The organism is Nocardia suismassiliense, assembly GCF_900269665.1.
GTDB classification, from domain to species: domain Bacteria; phylum Actinomycetota; class Actinomycetes; order Mycobacteriales; family Mycobacteriaceae; genus Nocardia; species Nocardia suismassiliense.
The window spans coordinates 4,244,641-4,260,694 of record NZ_LT985361.1 but is presented as its reverse complement, the minus strand read 5'-3'; the positions used below and the strand labels follow the sequence as shown (position 1 = coordinate 4,260,694).

Here is a 16,054-nt window from a genome sequence, read left to right as displayed (position 1 = left end):
CCGGCAAACCCATAAATCGCCGTCACAGACAAAACAATGTTTACCGAAACCGCGGACCGGGTACGTGCCGACGGCCACATCCTGGCTACTCGTATGCTCTGTGCGCAGTCGCATCGAGGGAGACGGAGCATCCATGGCGGATCGGGAAGTGCTGAGCTGGGAGTTGTTCGGTTCGGCGAGCCGGGAGTTGGCGACCATGATCGCGGACGACGGGTTCGAGCCCGATCTGATCCTGTCGATCGCGCGCGGCGGGTTGTTCGTGGCCGGCGCGCTCGGCTACGCGCTGGACGTGAAGAACCTGCACGTGATGAACGTGGAGTTCTACACCGGCATCGACCAGCGCCTCGATATGCCGGTGATGTTGCCGCCGGTACCGCAGGCCGTCGACCTGGCCGGGGCCACCGTACTGGTGGCCGACGATGTGGCCGATACCGGCGCCACCCTCAAATTGGTACGCGACTTCTGCGAGCACCACGTCGCGGAGGTCCGCTGCGCGGTGATCTACCAGAAGCCGCGCTCGGAGGTCGACTGCGAATACGTCTGGAAGCACACCGACCGCTGGATCAACTTCCCGTGGTCGACCGAGCCGCCGGTGGTGCAGCGCAAGGTCAAGGTGCTCGACGCGTAACCGGTGCGCTCAGGCTTCTTTTCGCGCCTCGGCGATCGCGTCCAACCGTTCGCCGAGCGCGTTGACCTGATCGCGGATTTCGATGAGGTGCTCGATCGGGTAGCCGACACCTTCCATCACCGCCTCGATCATCTCCCTGGCCTGATGTTGCAGGGCGACACCCGCTTCGGTCGCGCGCAGCTCTACGGCGCGGCGATCGTGGGCTCTGCGCACGCTTTCCACGAACCCGTGCGCCTGTAGTCGCTGGATCAGCGGCGAGACGGTGCCATAGTCCAGGCTCAGCTGTTCGCCGAGTTCCTTCATCGTCATACCGGGCCGTTCCCACAGCGCGAGCAGCGCGAGGTACTGGGGATAGGTGATCCGCATCTGCTCGAGAAAGGGCCGGTAGGCGGCGGTCATCGAGCGCGACGTGGAATATAGGGCGAAGCACAGCTGATTCGCCAACAACAGCAGATCGGGATCGGAGTCCCCGGCGGTTGCGGTGGTGCCCGGCGCTGCGGCCGGTTCGACACGCACCGCGGAATTTGGATGCGCTTCCTCGGGCATACCTGCACTGTACGCATTGCTACCGACGAATTTCGCATCGTCGCGCCGGGACGCCGGCTCCGTTACCGCGGTGTCGCCCATGATGATCCGCTATCGGTCCGCATCGCGCGATGTTCCGCCGAGGTGAGGGGCCGATGCATGCGGCGTGCACAATCCCGCGACGACGGCGAAGTTGTGACCATCGGCCTCGAAACAAGGGCTCGAAGACCGTGGTGCGGGCGGTGACCGACGCAAAGACTCGGGTCATGGTCACAGACAGGGACTCCGGTACACCCGATCTCGGGACTATACGGCGGGCACTGACATTGGCTTGCCGAGCGCCGTCGGTGCACAACACTCAGCCGTGGCGGTGGGAGTTCGACGGCAAGCAGCTACTGCTCTACCGCGACCACCACCGGCAACTTCCGGTCGCGGATCCGGCAGGCAGGCAGCTGGCGATCAGTTGCGGAGCGGTACTCGATCACGCCCGCTTGACCTTCATGTCCCTGGGATGGTTCACCTTCGCCAACCGGATACCGGACGCGGACCGACCGGAACTACTGGCCGTGCTCGAATTCCGGCCGTGGCACGAGGCGCTGAACCAGACCGCCGCCCGCGTCCGCGCCATCACAGTGCGGCATACCGACCGATTGCCGATGGCACCGCCCGACGACTGGCCCACGGTGCTCGGTGCGCTGCGCGAGTTGGCCCGGCCGCACCACGTGGCAGTCGATGAAATCGGTGAGCAGCATCGTCGCAGACTGATTGCTGTCACTGAGCACGCCGCCGCGCTAGCTCGGCACGATCGGGCATACCAGCACGAATTGGCTTGGTGGAGTGAGGGTTCCGGCTCATTCGATGGCATTCCTGTCGCCGCCCGAGTCTCCGCGGTCGAGGCCGACCGCGTCGGCGTCGGGCGGCACTTTCCGTCCCCTCCGTACACGAACCGCCGCGCCGATCTTTACGACCGCTCGCGCTTGGTGGTGCTCAGCACCGACGGCCACTCCCCTGGCGAATGGGTGGATACCGGCGAGGCCCTGTCGCAGGTGCTGCTCGAATGCACCCGCCGTGGTTTGGCCAGCTGCCCGCTCACCCATCTCACCGAGTTCGCAGCGACCAGCACGGTGGTCGCCGAGTTGCTCACCCGCCCCGGGGTTCCGCAGGTGCTGATCCGGATCGGCACCGCCGCGCCGGAAAGTCGCCGCGCCCCGACACCGAGGCGCGCGCTGTCCGACGTATTCCGCCACAGCACAACCGAATCCGGCTCAACGAGAGAGATTTCGCCGAGCCGGTGACCTCAGTATCCGATCAGATGACGGCGTTCATGATGGTGCCCGCGCTGGTCGCGACCGCGCCGCCGGCCATCGCGCTGGCGATCATCTTCGGCGATTGCAAACCGCCGCCGTTCCACTTCTCCCAGGCGAAACGGCCGCCGCCGTAGGTGATGGCGGTGATACCGGACAGTTGGACCAGCCAGGTGAAATAGCGACCCATTTGCAGCAGTTTGTCCGCCAGCGGCGGCGCCTCCGGTGTCGGATTTCCGACCTCCGCGAGAACGGTGTCGTGTAGCGCGGCCAGAATCATGCTCACGTGCGTGCTCCTTTTCGCAGGCTGGGATGGGTCCGGACACGAGAAATCGCGGTGTGCTCACCAAGACTCGGATATCGAAGAAATCGCGCCGCCGAAGAATTCGACGACACCACGGGAACGACCGCGCTAGCTGTCGCTGCGGACTCGTGCCATGTCGTCTCCTGCTTTCCGCTCGTGGCCGGAAAAACTCGTGACCTGCGCAATTCAACCTCATCAAGATCACGGATGCGGTGCGACACACCGCAGGGCGACACACCGCCCGGGGGAGTCGGCCGCCCGGATCACCACCGCCGCGCAGGCAGCCGGTGCGCTCTCTGCGGAAAAGTTCGCTAAAACCGGATGGTCCCCCGAAAACCCTCCCGCATCCGGCCGAAGCACCGCATGCCAGCCATTCGCTGGAATATCCTTGGCGGGCAAGATTCGCAGTAGCAGTCGCCGTCCCCGTCGGCGACTCGGTGGTCACCGGCCCGACTCTCCCGTGACCACCACAGGAGGGAATCCCCATGTCGGACAGTCGTGCACAGACCCCCACCGCATTACCCACCAAGATCGATACGAGCGTCGCGCACGAAGCGCGCGTCTACGATTATTGGCTAGGCGGAAAAGACAATTACCCGGCCGACCGCGCGCTCGGCGACGCCATTGCCGGCCACATCCCTGCCATTCAGACCATGGCGCGCGCCAATCGGGCGTTCCTCGGCCGCGCGGTGCAGTATCTGACCAGTGAGGTGGGCATCAACCAGTTCCTGGACATCGGTACCGGCATCCCCACCGCGGGCAACACTCACGAAGTGGCGCAGCGGCTCGATCCGGCGGCCCGGGTGGTCTACGTGGACAACGATCCGATCGTGCTCGCGCACGCCCGCGCCTTGATGTCGAGCAAGCCGCAGGGCAAGACGGCCTTCATCTACGCCGACCTGCACGACCCCGGCGCCATCCTGCGCGACGCGACCCTCGGCGCCACCCTCGACCTGGAGCAGCCGGTCGCCATCATGCTGGTGGCGATCATGATGTACTTCCGCGACAGCGACGATCCGCACGGCATCATCCGCAATCTCCTGGAGGTGGTGCCGTCCGGCAGCTACCTGGTACTCACCCACCCCACCGCCGATTTCGACGAGCGGGCGATGGCTCGGGTGGCCGCCTCCGCGGAAGACGCGGGCATCACCTTCCACCCGCGCAGCCGCACCGAAACCGAGGCACTGTTCGCGGGCACCGAGCTGATCGAGCCGGGCGTCGTCCCCGTGGTCACCTGGCACCCCACGCCTGGCGAAGAACCGGTCGACCCCGAATCCGCGTGGTACTGGGCAGGCGTCGGCCGCAAGCCCTGACCAGCGCGCCTGCCCTGAGCAGGCGATGTTTGGCCGGCGCCAAGTCGGCAATCTCGGGAAGAGCCCCAGGCGGACCCGAGACCGGTGAGGTGCAGGCATGGTCAACGACGTGCGGAAACGCCAACGCGACCCGAAGACCTATCGGCGTGCTGCGACCTACGTCCTCATTGTCAACGCGGCTGCCGCGTTGACCTTCGCGGTGGCGGCCATCTGGACGGCGAACCGCAGGGCCTGCGCCGATGCGGACACCCTGCTCTGTGACACCGGCGCGAAAACCGCAATGCTGGTGGTACCCCCCGTAATCCTGCTGCTCGGCGGTATCGGCGCGTTCGTCGAGACCTACCGCGTGTGGCGACGCGGCCAGGCCTGGCCCATCTGGCAGGGCGCGGGCTGGTTCCTGTTCATGGTGATGGTGGTCTACCTGGCGATCGGCGGCAGCACCGTCGCGCGCTAGCCGACGACCTGCACGACCACCTTGCCGAAATTGCGACCCTCCAGCATGCCGATGAACGCCTCGGGAGCGTTCTCGAGCCCCGCGGTGATGTCCTCCAGGTAGCGGACGCGACCGCCGCCGACCCACTCGCCCATCTCACGCAGAAAGTCCGGGTACAGTTCGCGGACGAACTCGGTCTGGATGAAACCGCGGACGGTGAGACTCTTGACCAGGATGCGGCTGTAGAAGGCGGGCAGGCGATCCGGGCCTTCCTCGGCGCCGGTCGTGTTGTAGTTCGCGATGAGCCCGCACACCGGGACGCGCGCGTAGGTGTTCAGCAGCGGATATACCGCGTCGGCGACCGCGCCTGCCACGTTCTCGAAGTAGACATCGATGCCGTCCGGCACCGCCGCCTTCAGCTGTTCGGCGAAGTCGGGCGCGCGGTGGTCGATCGCGGCGTCGAAACCGAACTCGTCGAGCAGGGCCGCGCACTTGCGCGGTCCGCCCGCGATGCCGACCGCGCGGGCACCCTTGATCTTGGCGATCTGCCCGACCGCCGAGCCGACCGGCCCGGTGGCGGCGGCGACCACGACGGTCTCCCCCGCTTTCGGCTGCCCGATCTTCAGCAGACCGGAGTACGCGGTGAAACCGGGCATACCCAGCACGCCGAGCGCCGTCGAGACGGGCGCCGTCGCGGGATCGAGCTTGCGCACGCTGGACGCGGCGACCACATCGTGCGTCTGCCAGCCCGAATAGGCCAGCACCACATCGCCTTTCGCGAGTTCGGCGGCGCGGGAGTCGACCACCTCGGCCACGGTGCCGCCGACCATCACGCCACCGACTTCGACCGGTTTCGCATACGACTTCGCGGCGCTCATCCGGCCACGCATGTACGGATCCAGGGACAGATACAACGTGCGCAGCAGCACCTGCCCCTCCTCGAGCGGCGGCAGCTCGGCGGTTTCGGTACGGAAGTTCGCTGCGGTAGGCGCACCCTCCGGGCGGGAAGCAAGCACGATTCGCGTCGTCTCGACCATGGAATCGAGCTTAGCCCCGCGCCCCTCCGCACCCGGTCGGGCTAACGGCGCTGCCGGTGCGACCGATAGAACGATTGTCGGACACCACGACACCGGCTCTGCCACGTCGAAGGGAAAAATCCGTGAAATCAGCAATGAAACGCGCGTTCGTCGGTACCGCCGCTGCGAGTTTGCTCACGCTGGCACTCGCGCCCGCCGCCTCCGCCTATCCCGTCGGGCCGTGGGGCGTTGAAGGTCCGTGCAAGGGCCTGCAGCCGAACGAATGTCCGTGGAGCCACTCCGATGACGGCCTGACCTGGTCTTATAAGGGTCACTCGTCGAACTACGACAAGCAGGGGAACTTCGTCTGCGGCACCGGCGATACGCCGCTGGACAACCTGTACTGCGACCCGATCATGCTCGCGGTGCGCGCCCTGCCGTCGCTGCCGATCGGCAAATGGCTGCACCCTGGTAGCTGAGCTCCACCTCTGTCTCGGATCCGACCACCTTGCTCGAGGAGTTTCTTTTGGCACGCCTACGTCGCACCCGCATCGCGTTCACGATGACCACCGCCACGCTCGCCGTCTTGCTGACCGCGGGCACCGCCGCCGGACGGCCGATCGGGCCTTTCGATGTCGGCGGGGCGATCGAGGTCGAGTACGACCAGGCCGGCGGTGGCGCGGTCTTCGGCGACCCGGTCATCCCCGAATCCGATGCGGGCCGCGGCGGCAAGTACCAGGCCTTCGAACGCAACTCCTCCATCTACTGGCACCCGGCCACCGGGGCCAACCAGGTCGGCGGCGCCATTCGCGACAAATGGGGCAACCTAGGCTGGGAGAACGGCTTCCTCGGCTACCCCGTCACCCGGGAAGCGGCGACGCCGTCGAAACCGGGACGCTACAACCACTTCCAGGGCGGCTCGATCTACTGGTCTCTCGGCACGGCCGCGCACCAGATCGGTGGTGCGATCCGCGACAAGTGGGGCTCCTACGGCTGGGAGAACAGCCCGCTCGGCTTCCCGATCACCGATGAGGCCCCCGCGAAGAACAACGGCCGCTACAACCTGTTCAACGACGGCGCCATCTACTGGTCCGGTGCCACCGGTGCGCACGTCGTCTGGGGCGCGATTCGCACCACCTGGGAAGCCCGGGCAGGCGTGAACGGCGGCTACGGCTACCCCACCAGCGACGAATACGACTACCAGAACGGCAAAGCCCAGGACTTCCAGGGCGGCCGCATCACCTGGCAGCCCTGACCCACCACCGAGCTGTTCGGACCGGGGCGCGTGCGCGGAGGTCGAGTCGTCGTGCCATCATCGCCTACCGACGCTCCGCTCTGTCTCGGCACACCTGACTAGGAGTTCTTTTGGTTCGCCTGCGTGGTATCCACCGCTCGTCCGCACCGCTGGCCGCGGCCACCGTCGCACTGGCGGTGCTCTTGACCGCGGGCACCGCGGCCGCGCGGCCGATCGGGCCCTTCGAGGTCGGCGGCGCGATCGAGGTCGAATACGACCAGGCCGGCGGTGGCAGCGTCTTCGGCGACCCGACCTCGCCCGAGTCGGATGCCGCCAACGGCGGCAAGTTCCAGACCTTCGAACGCAACGCCGCCATCTACTGGCACAACGACACCGGCGCCCATCAGATCGGCGGACCGATCCTGGACAAGTGGCGCGCGCTGGGTTCGGAGACCGGCGGGCTGCGCTACCCGGTGACCCGCGAAGAGTCGACACCGGTGAAGCCCGGGCGTTTCAGCCACTTCCAGGGCGGCTCGATCTACTGGTCGGTGGGCACCGCGGCACACCAGGTCAGCGGTGTCATCCGGGACAAGTGGTACGCGCTCGGCGCGGAGAACAGCCCGCTCGGGTTCCCGATCACCGACGAGGCCCCCGCCAAAAACAACGGGCGCTACAACCTGTTCAACGACGGCGCGATCTACTGGTCGCCGCGCACCGGTGCGCATGCCGTCTGGGGTGCGATCCGAACCAGCTGGGAGGCCAGGGCCGGCGCGGACGGCGTCTACGGCTACCCCACCGGTGACGAATACGACTTCGAGGGTGGTAAAGCCCAGGAGTTCCAGGGTGGCCGAATCACCTGGAAGCCCTAGGCAATTCGAGCACTGCCAGACTGAGCCACCCGAGCTGTCCGCCGGGTGGCTCAGTTGTTCGAGCACCACCCTCTCTCAGTACATTCTTTTCTGAATACAGATATTTCTGTACAGTCAGCATGTGGACACGATGCTGCACAGTGACGCGCTCTCCCGGTTCGGGTACGCGCTGTCGGATACGACGCGAACGCGGATTCTGTTGAGCCTGCGGGCCGCGCCCGGGTATCCGTCCGAGCTGGCCGACCAGATCGGGGTGTCGCGGCAGATCCTGTCCAATCACCTGGCTTGCCTGCGTGGTTGCGGGCTGGTGGTCGCGGTGCCGGACGGTCGGCGGAGCCGGTACGAATTGGCGGATCCGCGCATCGGCCGGGCACTCGACGACCTCGTCGGCTTGGTGCTCGCAGTCGACCCCACCTGCTGCCCCGCCTCCGCGACCGAGGACTGCTGCTGATGTCGGACCTCGACACTCCCCTGCTCACACTCGGCCCGAATCCCGCACGGCAGCAAGCATTGTCGCGGCGCATCCGATGGTTCGTCGCCGCGACGATCAGCTACAACATCATCGAGGCAACCATCGCGCTCACCGAAGGCACGCGGGTGTCCTCGACGGCGCTGATCGGGTTCGGCCTGGACTCGGTGATCGAGGTGTCCTCCGCGGCCGCGGTGGCCTGGCAGTTCAGCGGCCGCGATCCCGAAGCACGCGAGAAGATCACGCTGCGCATCATCGCCTTCTCGTTCTTCGCCCTCGCCGCCTACGTCACGGTCGACTCCGTCCGGTCGCTGCTCGGCGTCGGCGAGGCCGAGCATTCGCCGATCGGGATCGGCTTGGCGGCAGCGAGTTTGGCGATCATGCCGGTGCTGTCCTGGGGGCAGCGCCGGGCGGGCCGCGAACTCGGATCCGCCTCCGCGGTAGCCGATTCCAAGCAGACCCTCCTCTGCACTTATCTCTCGGCGGTGCTGCTGGTCGGCCTGGTTCTCAACAGCCTGTTCGGATGGTCCTGGGCCGACCCGATCGCGGCACTCGTCATCGCGGCCATCGCGGTCAAGGAAGGTCGCAACGCCTGGAAAGGTGACACCTGCTGCCCGACAACATCATTCGCGACCCGCCCGCAAGAGCGAACCCAGGCCTGCGGCTGCTGCGACAGCGAGCAGTAACCTCCAGCTTGCCCGGCACTGGCGCAGCCGCTCTGCCCAGGGGCGGGAGTGCGCGGGTCGCGGCATTGCGGGACATATGTGACCGTGCGTACTTCGTGGTAGCGAACAACTCCGTACGCTGGCGCGCTCCCCCTCGGCGCGAGAAAGCACTTCAGTGGCCGATAACTTGAACAGGGCCCCGGCGCCTGGGTGTATTTGCCGGTCTTGGACGGAGGGATCCGCGACAGCGGGAAGCCGCGCGACGCCATGGGGATGGCGACGCCTCCCGGCCGTAACAGCCGAAACAATGCAATCGCGCTGTCGTCAGCAACTGCGGCCGTGGGTGAGGTTGTAGAGAGGGTTGCCAGGTATGCATTCGGGGGCTCCGGGTCGACTCTGGTCGATGGGATGCATCAGCCACCAAACCAGTCCGAGTGCGGCGACTGCGGCAATTGCCCCGATCGCTGGGATGGCTCGGCTGCTCATCGACCGACCGGCCCAAACGATGGCCAAGGCAAGTGTGGCGACGAGACCGATTGCGCCTCCGGTGATTTCGAACAGAGAACCGATGTCGTGCGGCGGCTCACCGACAGTGACCGTGTTCGACAAGACCTCACCGACGATGTAAAGCCATTGTCCGGCAACGAGAGCGGCGGCGGCGATGCCCTTGGCTCGGACGGTGGGCAGCTGAGACCACAGCAGAACGACGACCGCGTGCAGCCCGACCAGCAGTGTGACAGTCGCCGCGGCGAGCAGCGGGTCGAGCCAGTCGGTGATCGGATTGCGGCCGTCCTCGGCGCGGACAGCGGTATAGCCGAACCACGTCGCAGCGAAGGCGCCACCCAGCAATGCCGAGAAGCCCAGAGCTGTTGGGGCGATGTGCGAGTCGCGGAGCGGCGCCGTCGGCGATCCGAGCGGTTCGTGAGGCTGGGCGGTGGACATGGTTCGCCTCCAAAAACTTTGGTGAGTGCGCGTGCACTCACCGTAGAATGGTAAGTGCGTACGCACTCACTGACAAGGGAGAAAAATGCCGTCCAGCGCTCGGGAACGACTGCTCGCCGCCACCATCAAGCTCACCCGCGAGTACGGGGGTCAGCTGACGACCGCGCAGATCGCCCGGGAGGCAGCGTGCTCGGAGGGCAACATCTTCAAGCAGTTCGGTAGCAAGTCCGCTCTGCTCACCGCCGCACTGTGCGAAGAACTTCCTGAGCTCACCGTCGTGAGCAAGATCGCTGCAGCAGGCAGCGGTGCGCTGGACCAGAACCTGGTTGATCTGTTGTCGGCACTGGTTGAATTCCAGCGCAGCGCATTGCCGTTGATGTCGGTGCTGCTCAGCGATCCTGCTTTACGCGCCGAATACCGCCGGGTCTCTGGTGAGCGCGGGACCGGTCCACAGGTGGCAGTGGACCGTGTTGCCGATTATCTCCGCGCCGAACAGAAACTGGGGAGACTTCGCAGCGGTCTGGACGTCGGCGCCGCCGCGGTTCTGCTTCTCGGGGCGGCCCAGAACCTGGCGCTCACCGAATTGGCCACCGGCTCAACGCATCACACAGATAGGCACCTGTCAGAGGTCGCGGGAATGCTGGTCACGGCCCTGTCCGAATAGGACCTACGCGACGACGCTCGGCGGCCTGTGCGTACGTCCTACGACTGAGCCGCAACCATGCCGGACAACCTATCGGCAGTGGTTGATGAACCAAGCGCCACGCGGATATCGCCGCGTGCTCCCAGGTTGTCCGGCGCTGCTACCACGAACCGAGACATATTGCCAGATAGGACATTTGACGTCAGCATCGCGATGATTCAGGAATGCCAGACACCGGTACTCGGGGATAGATTGGGTGGTGGCCAACTGGTCCGGCGCTCCCGGGCTGCGTCTATCGCCCTGAACTTCCCGACTCGACGAAAACTGGTAAACCTCGTGCCCGTCGCAGCATTGCACAAGCAGACGCCCCGGCAGATCGGTGGCGGCCCCCGCGGGGCCTGGGCCGTTTATGCCATTGCGGTAGTCATCGGTCTGTTCGCACCACCGGCAGTGCCCCGTTCCTGCGACTACCTGCTGTGCCGAGAAGCGCAGGTGTCCTCCGCGACCTGGGTGACCTTGGTCGGCGTCATCATCGTTCTGGTCACGACCGGCGTGATGATGGCAAGGTCTCAGGGTCGGCTGCGGTTGAATCGGGCACTGATGGCGTTGGCAGGCGTCGTTTTGACCTGCTGCGGCAGTTGGGCACTCATGGCTGCCCCGCTATGGGATGAGCGACCGGCCCTGGGCCGAGAGACCGCGAAAATCGAAGCCGCCCTCGGTCGGATGCCCGGAGTCCACACGATTTCGATCAATACCCACGATACGTTCTCAGCTGTAGTCGTACTGACCGAGGAAGCGTCGGCAGACCAGACCAAGGCAGTGGTGCAGGCTTTCCGCGACCAGACGACCGGGGCGAAATTCCGTCAGTGGGAGATCGACATCGAAGTCCGGCACGCTGCCACCGAAAGCTCATTCAAGGTGGGTAAAGCAGGGTTCGACCAGGCACCGGATCGCGCCGCACGCTGGTTTGCCCTGCACGAGGCCTTCCCCCGCGCTGCGGTGAAGTGGACGAACCACACGTGGGCCTTCTTCTTCTGGATCGGCCAGGCGGACAACTATAAAAACGCCGATATCGGGATAGGTGATATTTCGTTGAAGCTGTTGAACACGAACGGCTTCAACGCGGTCGACGAAACGTACCGACGCCTGATGCGGGAGTTTCCCGATCTCTCCGGGGCTCGATGGGATGTCGGCGATCTGACCGGGACTCGATGGAATCTCGGGGTCTCGGCCCCCGGGAGTGGATCTCTGGCGATGACCAACCGGTACCCGACCGAGCTCGAACTCTCCGTCTGGAACCGACTCAACGAAGACCAAAGCCTGCCGCACGCCGTCCTGATGAATCCCGTCTTCGGTGTCATAGAGCGGCCGCACTCAACCGATCCACACACCGTGGAACTGCTGGCCGAGAAGCATCTCCCGATCGTCGCGGAGTTGGGTGGGTCTGTCCGCTACATGGCCGTCGACAACGTCACCCCCTACGTCGGCAACCCCATCAATCCGCTCCACCACACCCTCAGAAATCCCGGCGGGCCACTGAACATCACCATAGGTGGGTGCACATCTCGTGACTACACACCCGGCGCGGCCGAGCAGAAGCTCGCGGATCGGTATGAGAAATGCTGATCGACTAGAGATCGAGGTCTTCGCTGACAACTGGAGGCCGCAAACTCGGTGTTTGCTCAGCTGTCGGATTTCAGCAATTCCCACGACAGCAGATCTACCAGTCGGGGGTCTTCTGCCCGCCACGCGCTATACACCGTGTGCACGAGGTATGCGAGATCCATTCCATCGATGCGATATGCGCCGGCGACCCTGGCTCGGTAGTGCTTGTCCGGGCCGCCGTCTCGGAACTCGACGTCATAATCGATGTCCACCTCTTCGTCGGCATCCGGGTTCTGGTCACCGACGTAGTCGAGGTGAATCTGGAAGTAGAACTGGCCCGTCGGTTCGCGATCGAGCCTTTCCACGATCGCGAACGGCCAGCGTGCGTTCAGGCCCGCGAAGAGGTCGTGCACCTGGGTGTCGGTCGGATCCTCCAGTGTCTGTCCGCTCGCGTCGGATGCTCGAAGTTTCGGGGCAGTCACGCGAACGAGCGTAGTCCGCGATTCGGGGAGTAGTACTCCCTCGGCAGCGTGCGGGCAGCCTGGGGTCGAGGAGCATCTCCGCCAGCTCCGGCGCATAGGGCGCAACCGCAGATAGTTTCCGGAGTCGGCATCGCCCGTGCGGAGCGTCAGCCCTGACGGTCGAATCAGGCCACCACGGCGAGCAGTGTCATCGCGGACTCGGCAAGTTCTTGGTCACCGCGCAATTCACTACGCTGACGGGCAGTTTCGACGGTGATGCCACGGCTGGCCAGTCGCCAGAGCGTGTCCTGGTCCATCCGCACGGAGGCGGACGGCTCCACAGCCTGTGACGTCGTCAACTCCCAGTGCTGACCGTCTGACACGCCTGTCCAGTGCCCACCCGCCGGGCCGGTGATCTCGAATCGCACCGTCGTACCGCGAGGTCGGATCCGATCGCGCAAGGCCGACGGCACAGCGTGCAGGAATGTGACCAGCACTGGGCGCAGCATCGAAACGTCATCGGCCCCAGGGCGATACACCGCGTCCCGGATCTGTTGCTGATGGACCCAGAATTCGGTGTATTCGCGGGCAATGTCGAGCCAGGCCGGAGTGACACTCGGCCCCGCCCAGGAGACATCCAGATGTGCGGGGCCCTCGAGATCAGTTGCCGCCCAGAGGAGATCCAGCTCTGGGCCCAGCTGGACCAGCAGCTCGATGAGGAGGTGCGGGCTGCATTGCCGCATCGCGCGGACGAACTCCTCATTGATCCGGGCTAGATATGCAGGCAAGGTTTCGCCATCGCCGAAGGCGGCACCGCTGTGTTCGTCTCGGCTGCCAGAGATGCGTCGCATGTAGTCGTTGAGGATGTGAGCAGTCACGTCGGCGACACTCCAGCCAGGACATACCGTCGGCTTCTTCCAATCGGTCGGCTCCAACGACCGGAGTAGTTCGAGCAGAGCCTGTCGCTCGATCCGGAAAAGTGGTCGGGTATCGATCGGGATCATGGTTGTTCAGTGAACTGCTCATCCAGCCGCTGATGCCAGTAGTTTTCCCACAGCGCTGGCCGGCAACCGAGGCATGGATCCTGACCTGGAGGGCGCCCTCCGCGGCGAACGGGAAACGGCGATCAGTCGTCGGAAGCGTCGGTACGAAGGTACTCGAGGATGGCGAGCACCCGTCGATTGTGTGCGACACCAGCCTGCAGATCGAGCTTGGTGAAGATCGCGTTGATGTGCTTCTCGACCGCACTCCGGGTGATGAACAGCTCAGCGGAGATCGCCGCGTTGCTGAGCCCGAGAGCCATGCGAGTGAGGACATCGCGTTCGCGATCGGTGAGCCTGCTCAGCGGTGAGTCGGCGCGACTATGCAGCAGCAACTGCCGGATGACCTCAGGATCGAACGCGGTGCCGCCGGTCCCGACGCGCTCGATCGCGTCGAGGAAGGTGTCGATCGCCGACACTCGGTCTTTGAGCAGGTATCCGATACCGCCTGTGCCGGTGAGGAATTCGGTCGCGTATCGGCGCTCGACATATTGCGACAGCACCAGCACGCCGATCGCCGGCCAGCGTTCCCGGATCTCCAGGGCGGCCCGAATGCCTTCGTCCACATGATCGGGCGGCATTCGCACGTCGGCGATGACGAGCTCCGGCGGCCGAACCGCAACGGCGGCAAGCAGTTCGGTCGCCGTGCCCACCGAATCGACGATCTCGTGTCCCTCGGCGACCAGCAGCTGAGCCATGCTTTCGCGCAACAAGGCGGAATCCTCGGCCAGCGTTATGCGCACGGCACCTCCACTCTGATGGTCGTCGGCCCACCCGCGGGACTGTCGATGGCGACGACCCCGTCGAGCGCGGTGATCCGGGAGGCGATTCCGGCGAGTCCGAGACCGGCCGGGTCGGCGCCACCGCGACCATCGTCGCGCACGGTCATGATCAGCACGGAGTCGACCTCGGTGACGGTGAGTTCGATGCGCTGCGCCGCCGCGTGTTTGATCGCATTGGTGATCGCCTCGCTCGCCGTGAAGTAGCACGCCGATTCGACCGAACGCGGCGGCCGCCCCGCCAGTCGATAGTGCACGGCCGTCGGCAGCGGCGTCCGGTCGGCCAACGCCACCAAGGCGCTGTGCAGTCCGTCCCGAGCCAGCATGGCCGGGTAGATCCTCCACGACACCTCGCGCAAATCGGCGAGGATGTGCCGGGTCTCGGCGAGCGCGCGGCGGTGCAGTTCGGCCTGTTGTTGCTGGTCGGATTCGCGTTCACCGCGGGCCAGCAGGATCGACAGCGCGATGACTCGCTGCTGCACCCCGTCGTGCAGGTCGCGTTCGATGCGTCGGCGTTCCTCATCGATGGCGTCGACAATGTCGGCGCGGGTCGTGGTTAGCTCATCCACTCGCTGCGCCAGCGCGCCGGAGCTGGGGCGGGCGAAGGCATTCCATGCGCGGGTTTCGACGCCGACGATCCCCGCCAGCCCCTGCACCGCCAGGTAGCACAGCACCACGCCGGGCAGTGCGAGGGCCGCGACGGTCGACCAGTTGACCTGCCCTGGCTCGTTCGCGTCGAAGATCGGAACGGCGGCTCCGGTCGCTGCGCCGACCACCAAGCTCACCGCGATCACCAGCCCCAGACCGAGCAACAACCCGATCACGCCGGTCAGCATCCCGATCAGGGCGCGGACCGCCAGGTAGCCCGCCGCACGGTAGCCGCCGGGCGTACCGCGCAACGTCACACCGAACAGAGCCAGACGACGCCGCTGCAGCCCGACCGCACTGCGGGCACACTGTGGTGACGCCAGGCTGCCCAGCGCGGCGACCAGATCGACCGGCACGGTCACCACCCCGAGCAGCAGGCCCCCGAGGACGGTCGCGGCCCGACGCGCGCGGCTCGGACCACGCGCGTCGGACTCGGCGTCGAGGGAGGGTCTCATTTCCTGATTGTCTCGCGCCGCTGTGCGCGCAGCGTGCGCACACGGCTCACGACGAACCAGCCGCCGCCGACGACTACCGCGAGAATCACCAGCTTCTGCAGCACCCCGGCATAGGTTTCGACGACCGGCCAGCTCTCTCCGAGGAAATATCCGGCGAGCACAAAAATCGAGTTCCACAGCAGGCTACCGGCGGTGGTCAGTGCGGTGAAGCGCACCAGATTCATGCGTTCGACCCCGGCGGGAACAGATATCAAGCTGCGGAACAAGGGGATCATCCGCCCGAAGAACACCGCCTTCGTACCGTGACGGGCAAACCATGCCTCGGCTCGGTCGAGATCGGCGACCCGAACCAGCGGCATCCGGTCCACGATCCGGCGCAGCCGCTCCCGTCCGAAGGCGGCGCCCAGCCCATACAGGACGAGCGCGCCGACCACCGAGCCCAGCGTCGTCCAGATCAACACCTCGAGCAGACCGAACTCGCCACGACTCGCGGTGAACCCCGCCAGCGGCAGAATCACCTCGCTGGGCAGTGGCGGGAAAAGGTTCTCCAGCGCGATGGCGACACCCGCGCCGAACCCGCCCAGTTCTTCCATCACATCGACCGCCCAGCCGGCGATCCCGGAGAGTTCGCTGCCGGTGGAATCTATTGCCATATCCATGATTTCGACGCTATGGACGATGTGGGCGGCAGACAGTAGCGGCAACCACCCGACCTATGCCT

General features: G+C 65.7%; 20 protein-coding genes. 11 read left to right on the top strand and 9 right to left on the bottom strand.

Annotated elements, in window-relative coordinates; all coding sequences use genetic code 11:
- The first annotated feature begins 133 nt into the window (after positions 1-133).
- Entirely contained in the window at positions 134-628 is a 495-nt protein-coding gene (locus DBO33_RS19095) for a phosphoribosyltransferase (RefSeq protein ID WP_107656260.1), read from the top strand.
- A gap of 9 nt (positions 629-637) precedes the next feature.
- On the opposite strand, the gene DBO33_RS19090 is transcribed toward DBO33_RS19095, so the two are convergent.
- Positions 638-1,174 carry a MarR family winged helix-turn-helix transcriptional regulator gene (locus DBO33_RS19090; protein ID WP_107660398.1) on the bottom strand — a complete coding sequence of 179 codons (537 nt, stop codon included), beginning with the start codon at positions 1,172-1,174 and terminating at the stop codon, positions 638-640.
- 245 nt (positions 1,175-1,419) lie between these two features.
- Between DBO33_RS19090 and DBO33_RS19085 the strand changes: the two genes are divergently transcribed.
- On the top strand, positions 1,420-2,448 hold the full coding sequence (locus tag DBO33_RS19085; RefSeq protein WP_107660397.1) for an Acg family FMN-binding oxidoreductase: 1,029 nt from the start codon (positions 1,420-1,422) through the stop codon (positions 2,446-2,448).
- Between the two features lie 13 nt (positions 2,449-2,461).
- On the opposite strand, the gene DBO33_RS19080 is transcribed toward DBO33_RS19085, so the two are convergent.
- The gene (locus tag DBO33_RS19080) at positions 2,462-2,737 is read right to left on the bottom strand and encodes a hypothetical protein (protein WP_107660396.1); all 276 of its coding nucleotides are present in this window, start codon (positions 2,735-2,737) and stop codon (positions 2,462-2,464) included.
- Positions 2,738-3,246: 509 nt separating this feature from the next.
- On the opposite strand from DBO33_RS19080, the gene DBO33_RS19075 reads away from it, so the two are divergent.
- Positions 3,247-4,074, top strand: a complete 828-nt coding sequence (locus DBO33_RS19075) for an SAM-dependent methyltransferase (RefSeq protein WP_107656259.1) — start codon at positions 3,247-3,249, stop codon at positions 4,072-4,074.
- Positions 4,075-4,171: 97 nt separating this feature from the next.
- Positions 4,172-4,528, top strand: coding sequence for a hypothetical protein (locus tag DBO33_RS19070; protein ID WP_107656258.1), 357 nt, complete (start codon positions 4,172-4,174; stop codon positions 4,526-4,528).
- Here DBO33_RS19070 and DBO33_RS19065 read toward each other — a convergent pair.
- On the bottom strand, positions 4,525-5,544 hold the full coding sequence (locus tag DBO33_RS19065; protein WP_107656257.1) for an NADP-dependent oxidoreductase: 1,020 nt from the start codon (positions 5,542-5,544) through the stop codon (positions 4,525-4,527). The genes DBO33_RS19070 and DBO33_RS19065 overlap by 4 nt on opposite strands.
- A gap of 122 nt (positions 5,545-5,666) precedes the next feature.
- Between DBO33_RS19065 and DBO33_RS19060 the strand changes: the two genes are divergently transcribed.
- The 5 genes from DBO33_RS19060 to DBO33_RS19040 all read left to right on the top strand — a co-directional run bounded on the left by DBO33_RS19060 (position 5,667) and on the right by DBO33_RS19040 (position 8,781).
- On the top strand, positions 5,667-6,002 hold the full coding sequence (locus DBO33_RS19060; protein ID WP_107656256.1) for a hypothetical protein: 336 nt from the start codon (positions 5,667-5,669) through the stop codon (positions 6,000-6,002).
- A 47-nt stretch (positions 6,003-6,049) separates the two neighbouring features.
- The gene (locus DBO33_RS19055) at positions 6,050-6,778 is read left to right on the top strand and encodes an LGFP repeat-containing protein (RefSeq protein ID WP_234390916.1); all 729 of its coding nucleotides are present in this window, start codon (positions 6,050-6,052) and stop codon (positions 6,776-6,778) included.
- 110 nt (positions 6,779-6,888) lie between these two features.
- Positions 6,889-7,626: an LGFP repeat-containing protein gene (locus DBO33_RS19050; protein ID WP_234390915.1), complete on the top strand. Its 738-nt coding sequence runs from the start codon at positions 6,889-6,891 to the stop codon at positions 7,624-7,626.
- Between the two features lie 130 nt (positions 7,627-7,756).
- A complete protein-coding gene (locus DBO33_RS19045; RefSeq protein WP_407670618.1) occupies positions 7,757-8,077 on the top strand; it encodes an ArsR/SmtB family transcription factor in 321 nt (106 codons plus the stop codon).
- Positions 8,077-8,781 (top strand): cation transporter, encoded by a 705-nt coding sequence (locus DBO33_RS19040; protein WP_107656254.1) that lies wholly within the window; start codon positions 8,077-8,079, stop codon positions 8,779-8,781. Before DBO33_RS19045 ends, DBO33_RS19040 begins: the two co-directional genes overlap by 1 nt.
- Positions 8,782-9,084: 303 nt before the next feature.
- Here DBO33_RS19040 and DBO33_RS19035 read toward each other — a convergent pair whose 3' ends face one another.
- Entirely contained in the window at positions 9,085-9,702 is a 618-nt protein-coding gene (locus tag DBO33_RS19035; RefSeq protein WP_107656253.1) for a hypothetical protein, read from the bottom strand.
- An 85-nt stretch (positions 9,703-9,787) separates the two neighbouring features.
- Between DBO33_RS19035 and DBO33_RS19030 the strand changes: the two genes are divergently transcribed.
- Positions 9,788-10,366, top strand: coding sequence for a TetR/AcrR family transcriptional regulator (locus tag DBO33_RS19030; protein ID WP_107656252.1), 579 nt, complete (start codon positions 9,788-9,790; stop codon positions 10,364-10,366).
- 315 nt (positions 10,367-10,681) lie between these two features.
- Positions 10,682-11,971, top strand: a complete 1,290-nt coding sequence (locus tag DBO33_RS19025; protein ID WP_107656251.1) for a heavy-metal-associated domain-containing protein — start codon at positions 10,682-10,684, stop codon at positions 11,969-11,971.
- Between the two features lie 56 nt (positions 11,972-12,027).
- On the opposite strand, the gene DBO33_RS19020 is transcribed toward DBO33_RS19025, so the two are convergent.
- The 5 genes from DBO33_RS19020 to DBO33_RS19000 form a co-directional block, all read right to left on the bottom strand.
- Positions 12,028-12,432, bottom strand: a complete 405-nt coding sequence (locus tag DBO33_RS19020; RefSeq protein WP_107656250.1) for a hypothetical protein — start codon at positions 12,430-12,432, stop codon at positions 12,028-12,030.
- Between the two features lie 164 nt (positions 12,433-12,596).
- Positions 12,597-13,415 (bottom strand): maleylpyruvate isomerase family mycothiol-dependent enzyme, encoded by an 819-nt coding sequence (locus DBO33_RS19015; RefSeq protein WP_107656249.1) that lies wholly within the window; start codon positions 13,413-13,415, stop codon positions 12,597-12,599.
- A 122-nt stretch (positions 13,416-13,537) separates the two neighbouring features.
- Complete coding sequence (locus DBO33_RS19010) at positions 13,538-14,194, bottom strand: response regulator transcription factor (RefSeq protein ID WP_107656248.1); 657 nt, start codon at positions 14,192-14,194, stop codon at positions 13,538-13,540.
- A complete protein-coding gene (locus tag DBO33_RS19005) occupies positions 14,185-15,333 on the bottom strand; it encodes a sensor histidine kinase (RefSeq protein ID WP_107656247.1) in 1,149 nt (382 codons plus the stop codon). Before DBO33_RS19005 ends, DBO33_RS19010 begins: the two co-directional genes overlap by 10 nt.
- A complete protein-coding gene (locus DBO33_RS19000; RefSeq protein WP_107656246.1) occupies positions 15,330-15,992 on the bottom strand; it encodes a DedA family protein in 663 nt (220 codons plus the stop codon). Before DBO33_RS19000 ends, DBO33_RS19005 begins: the two co-directional genes overlap by 4 nt.
- Between the last annotated feature and the right edge of the window lie 62 nt (positions 15,993-16,054).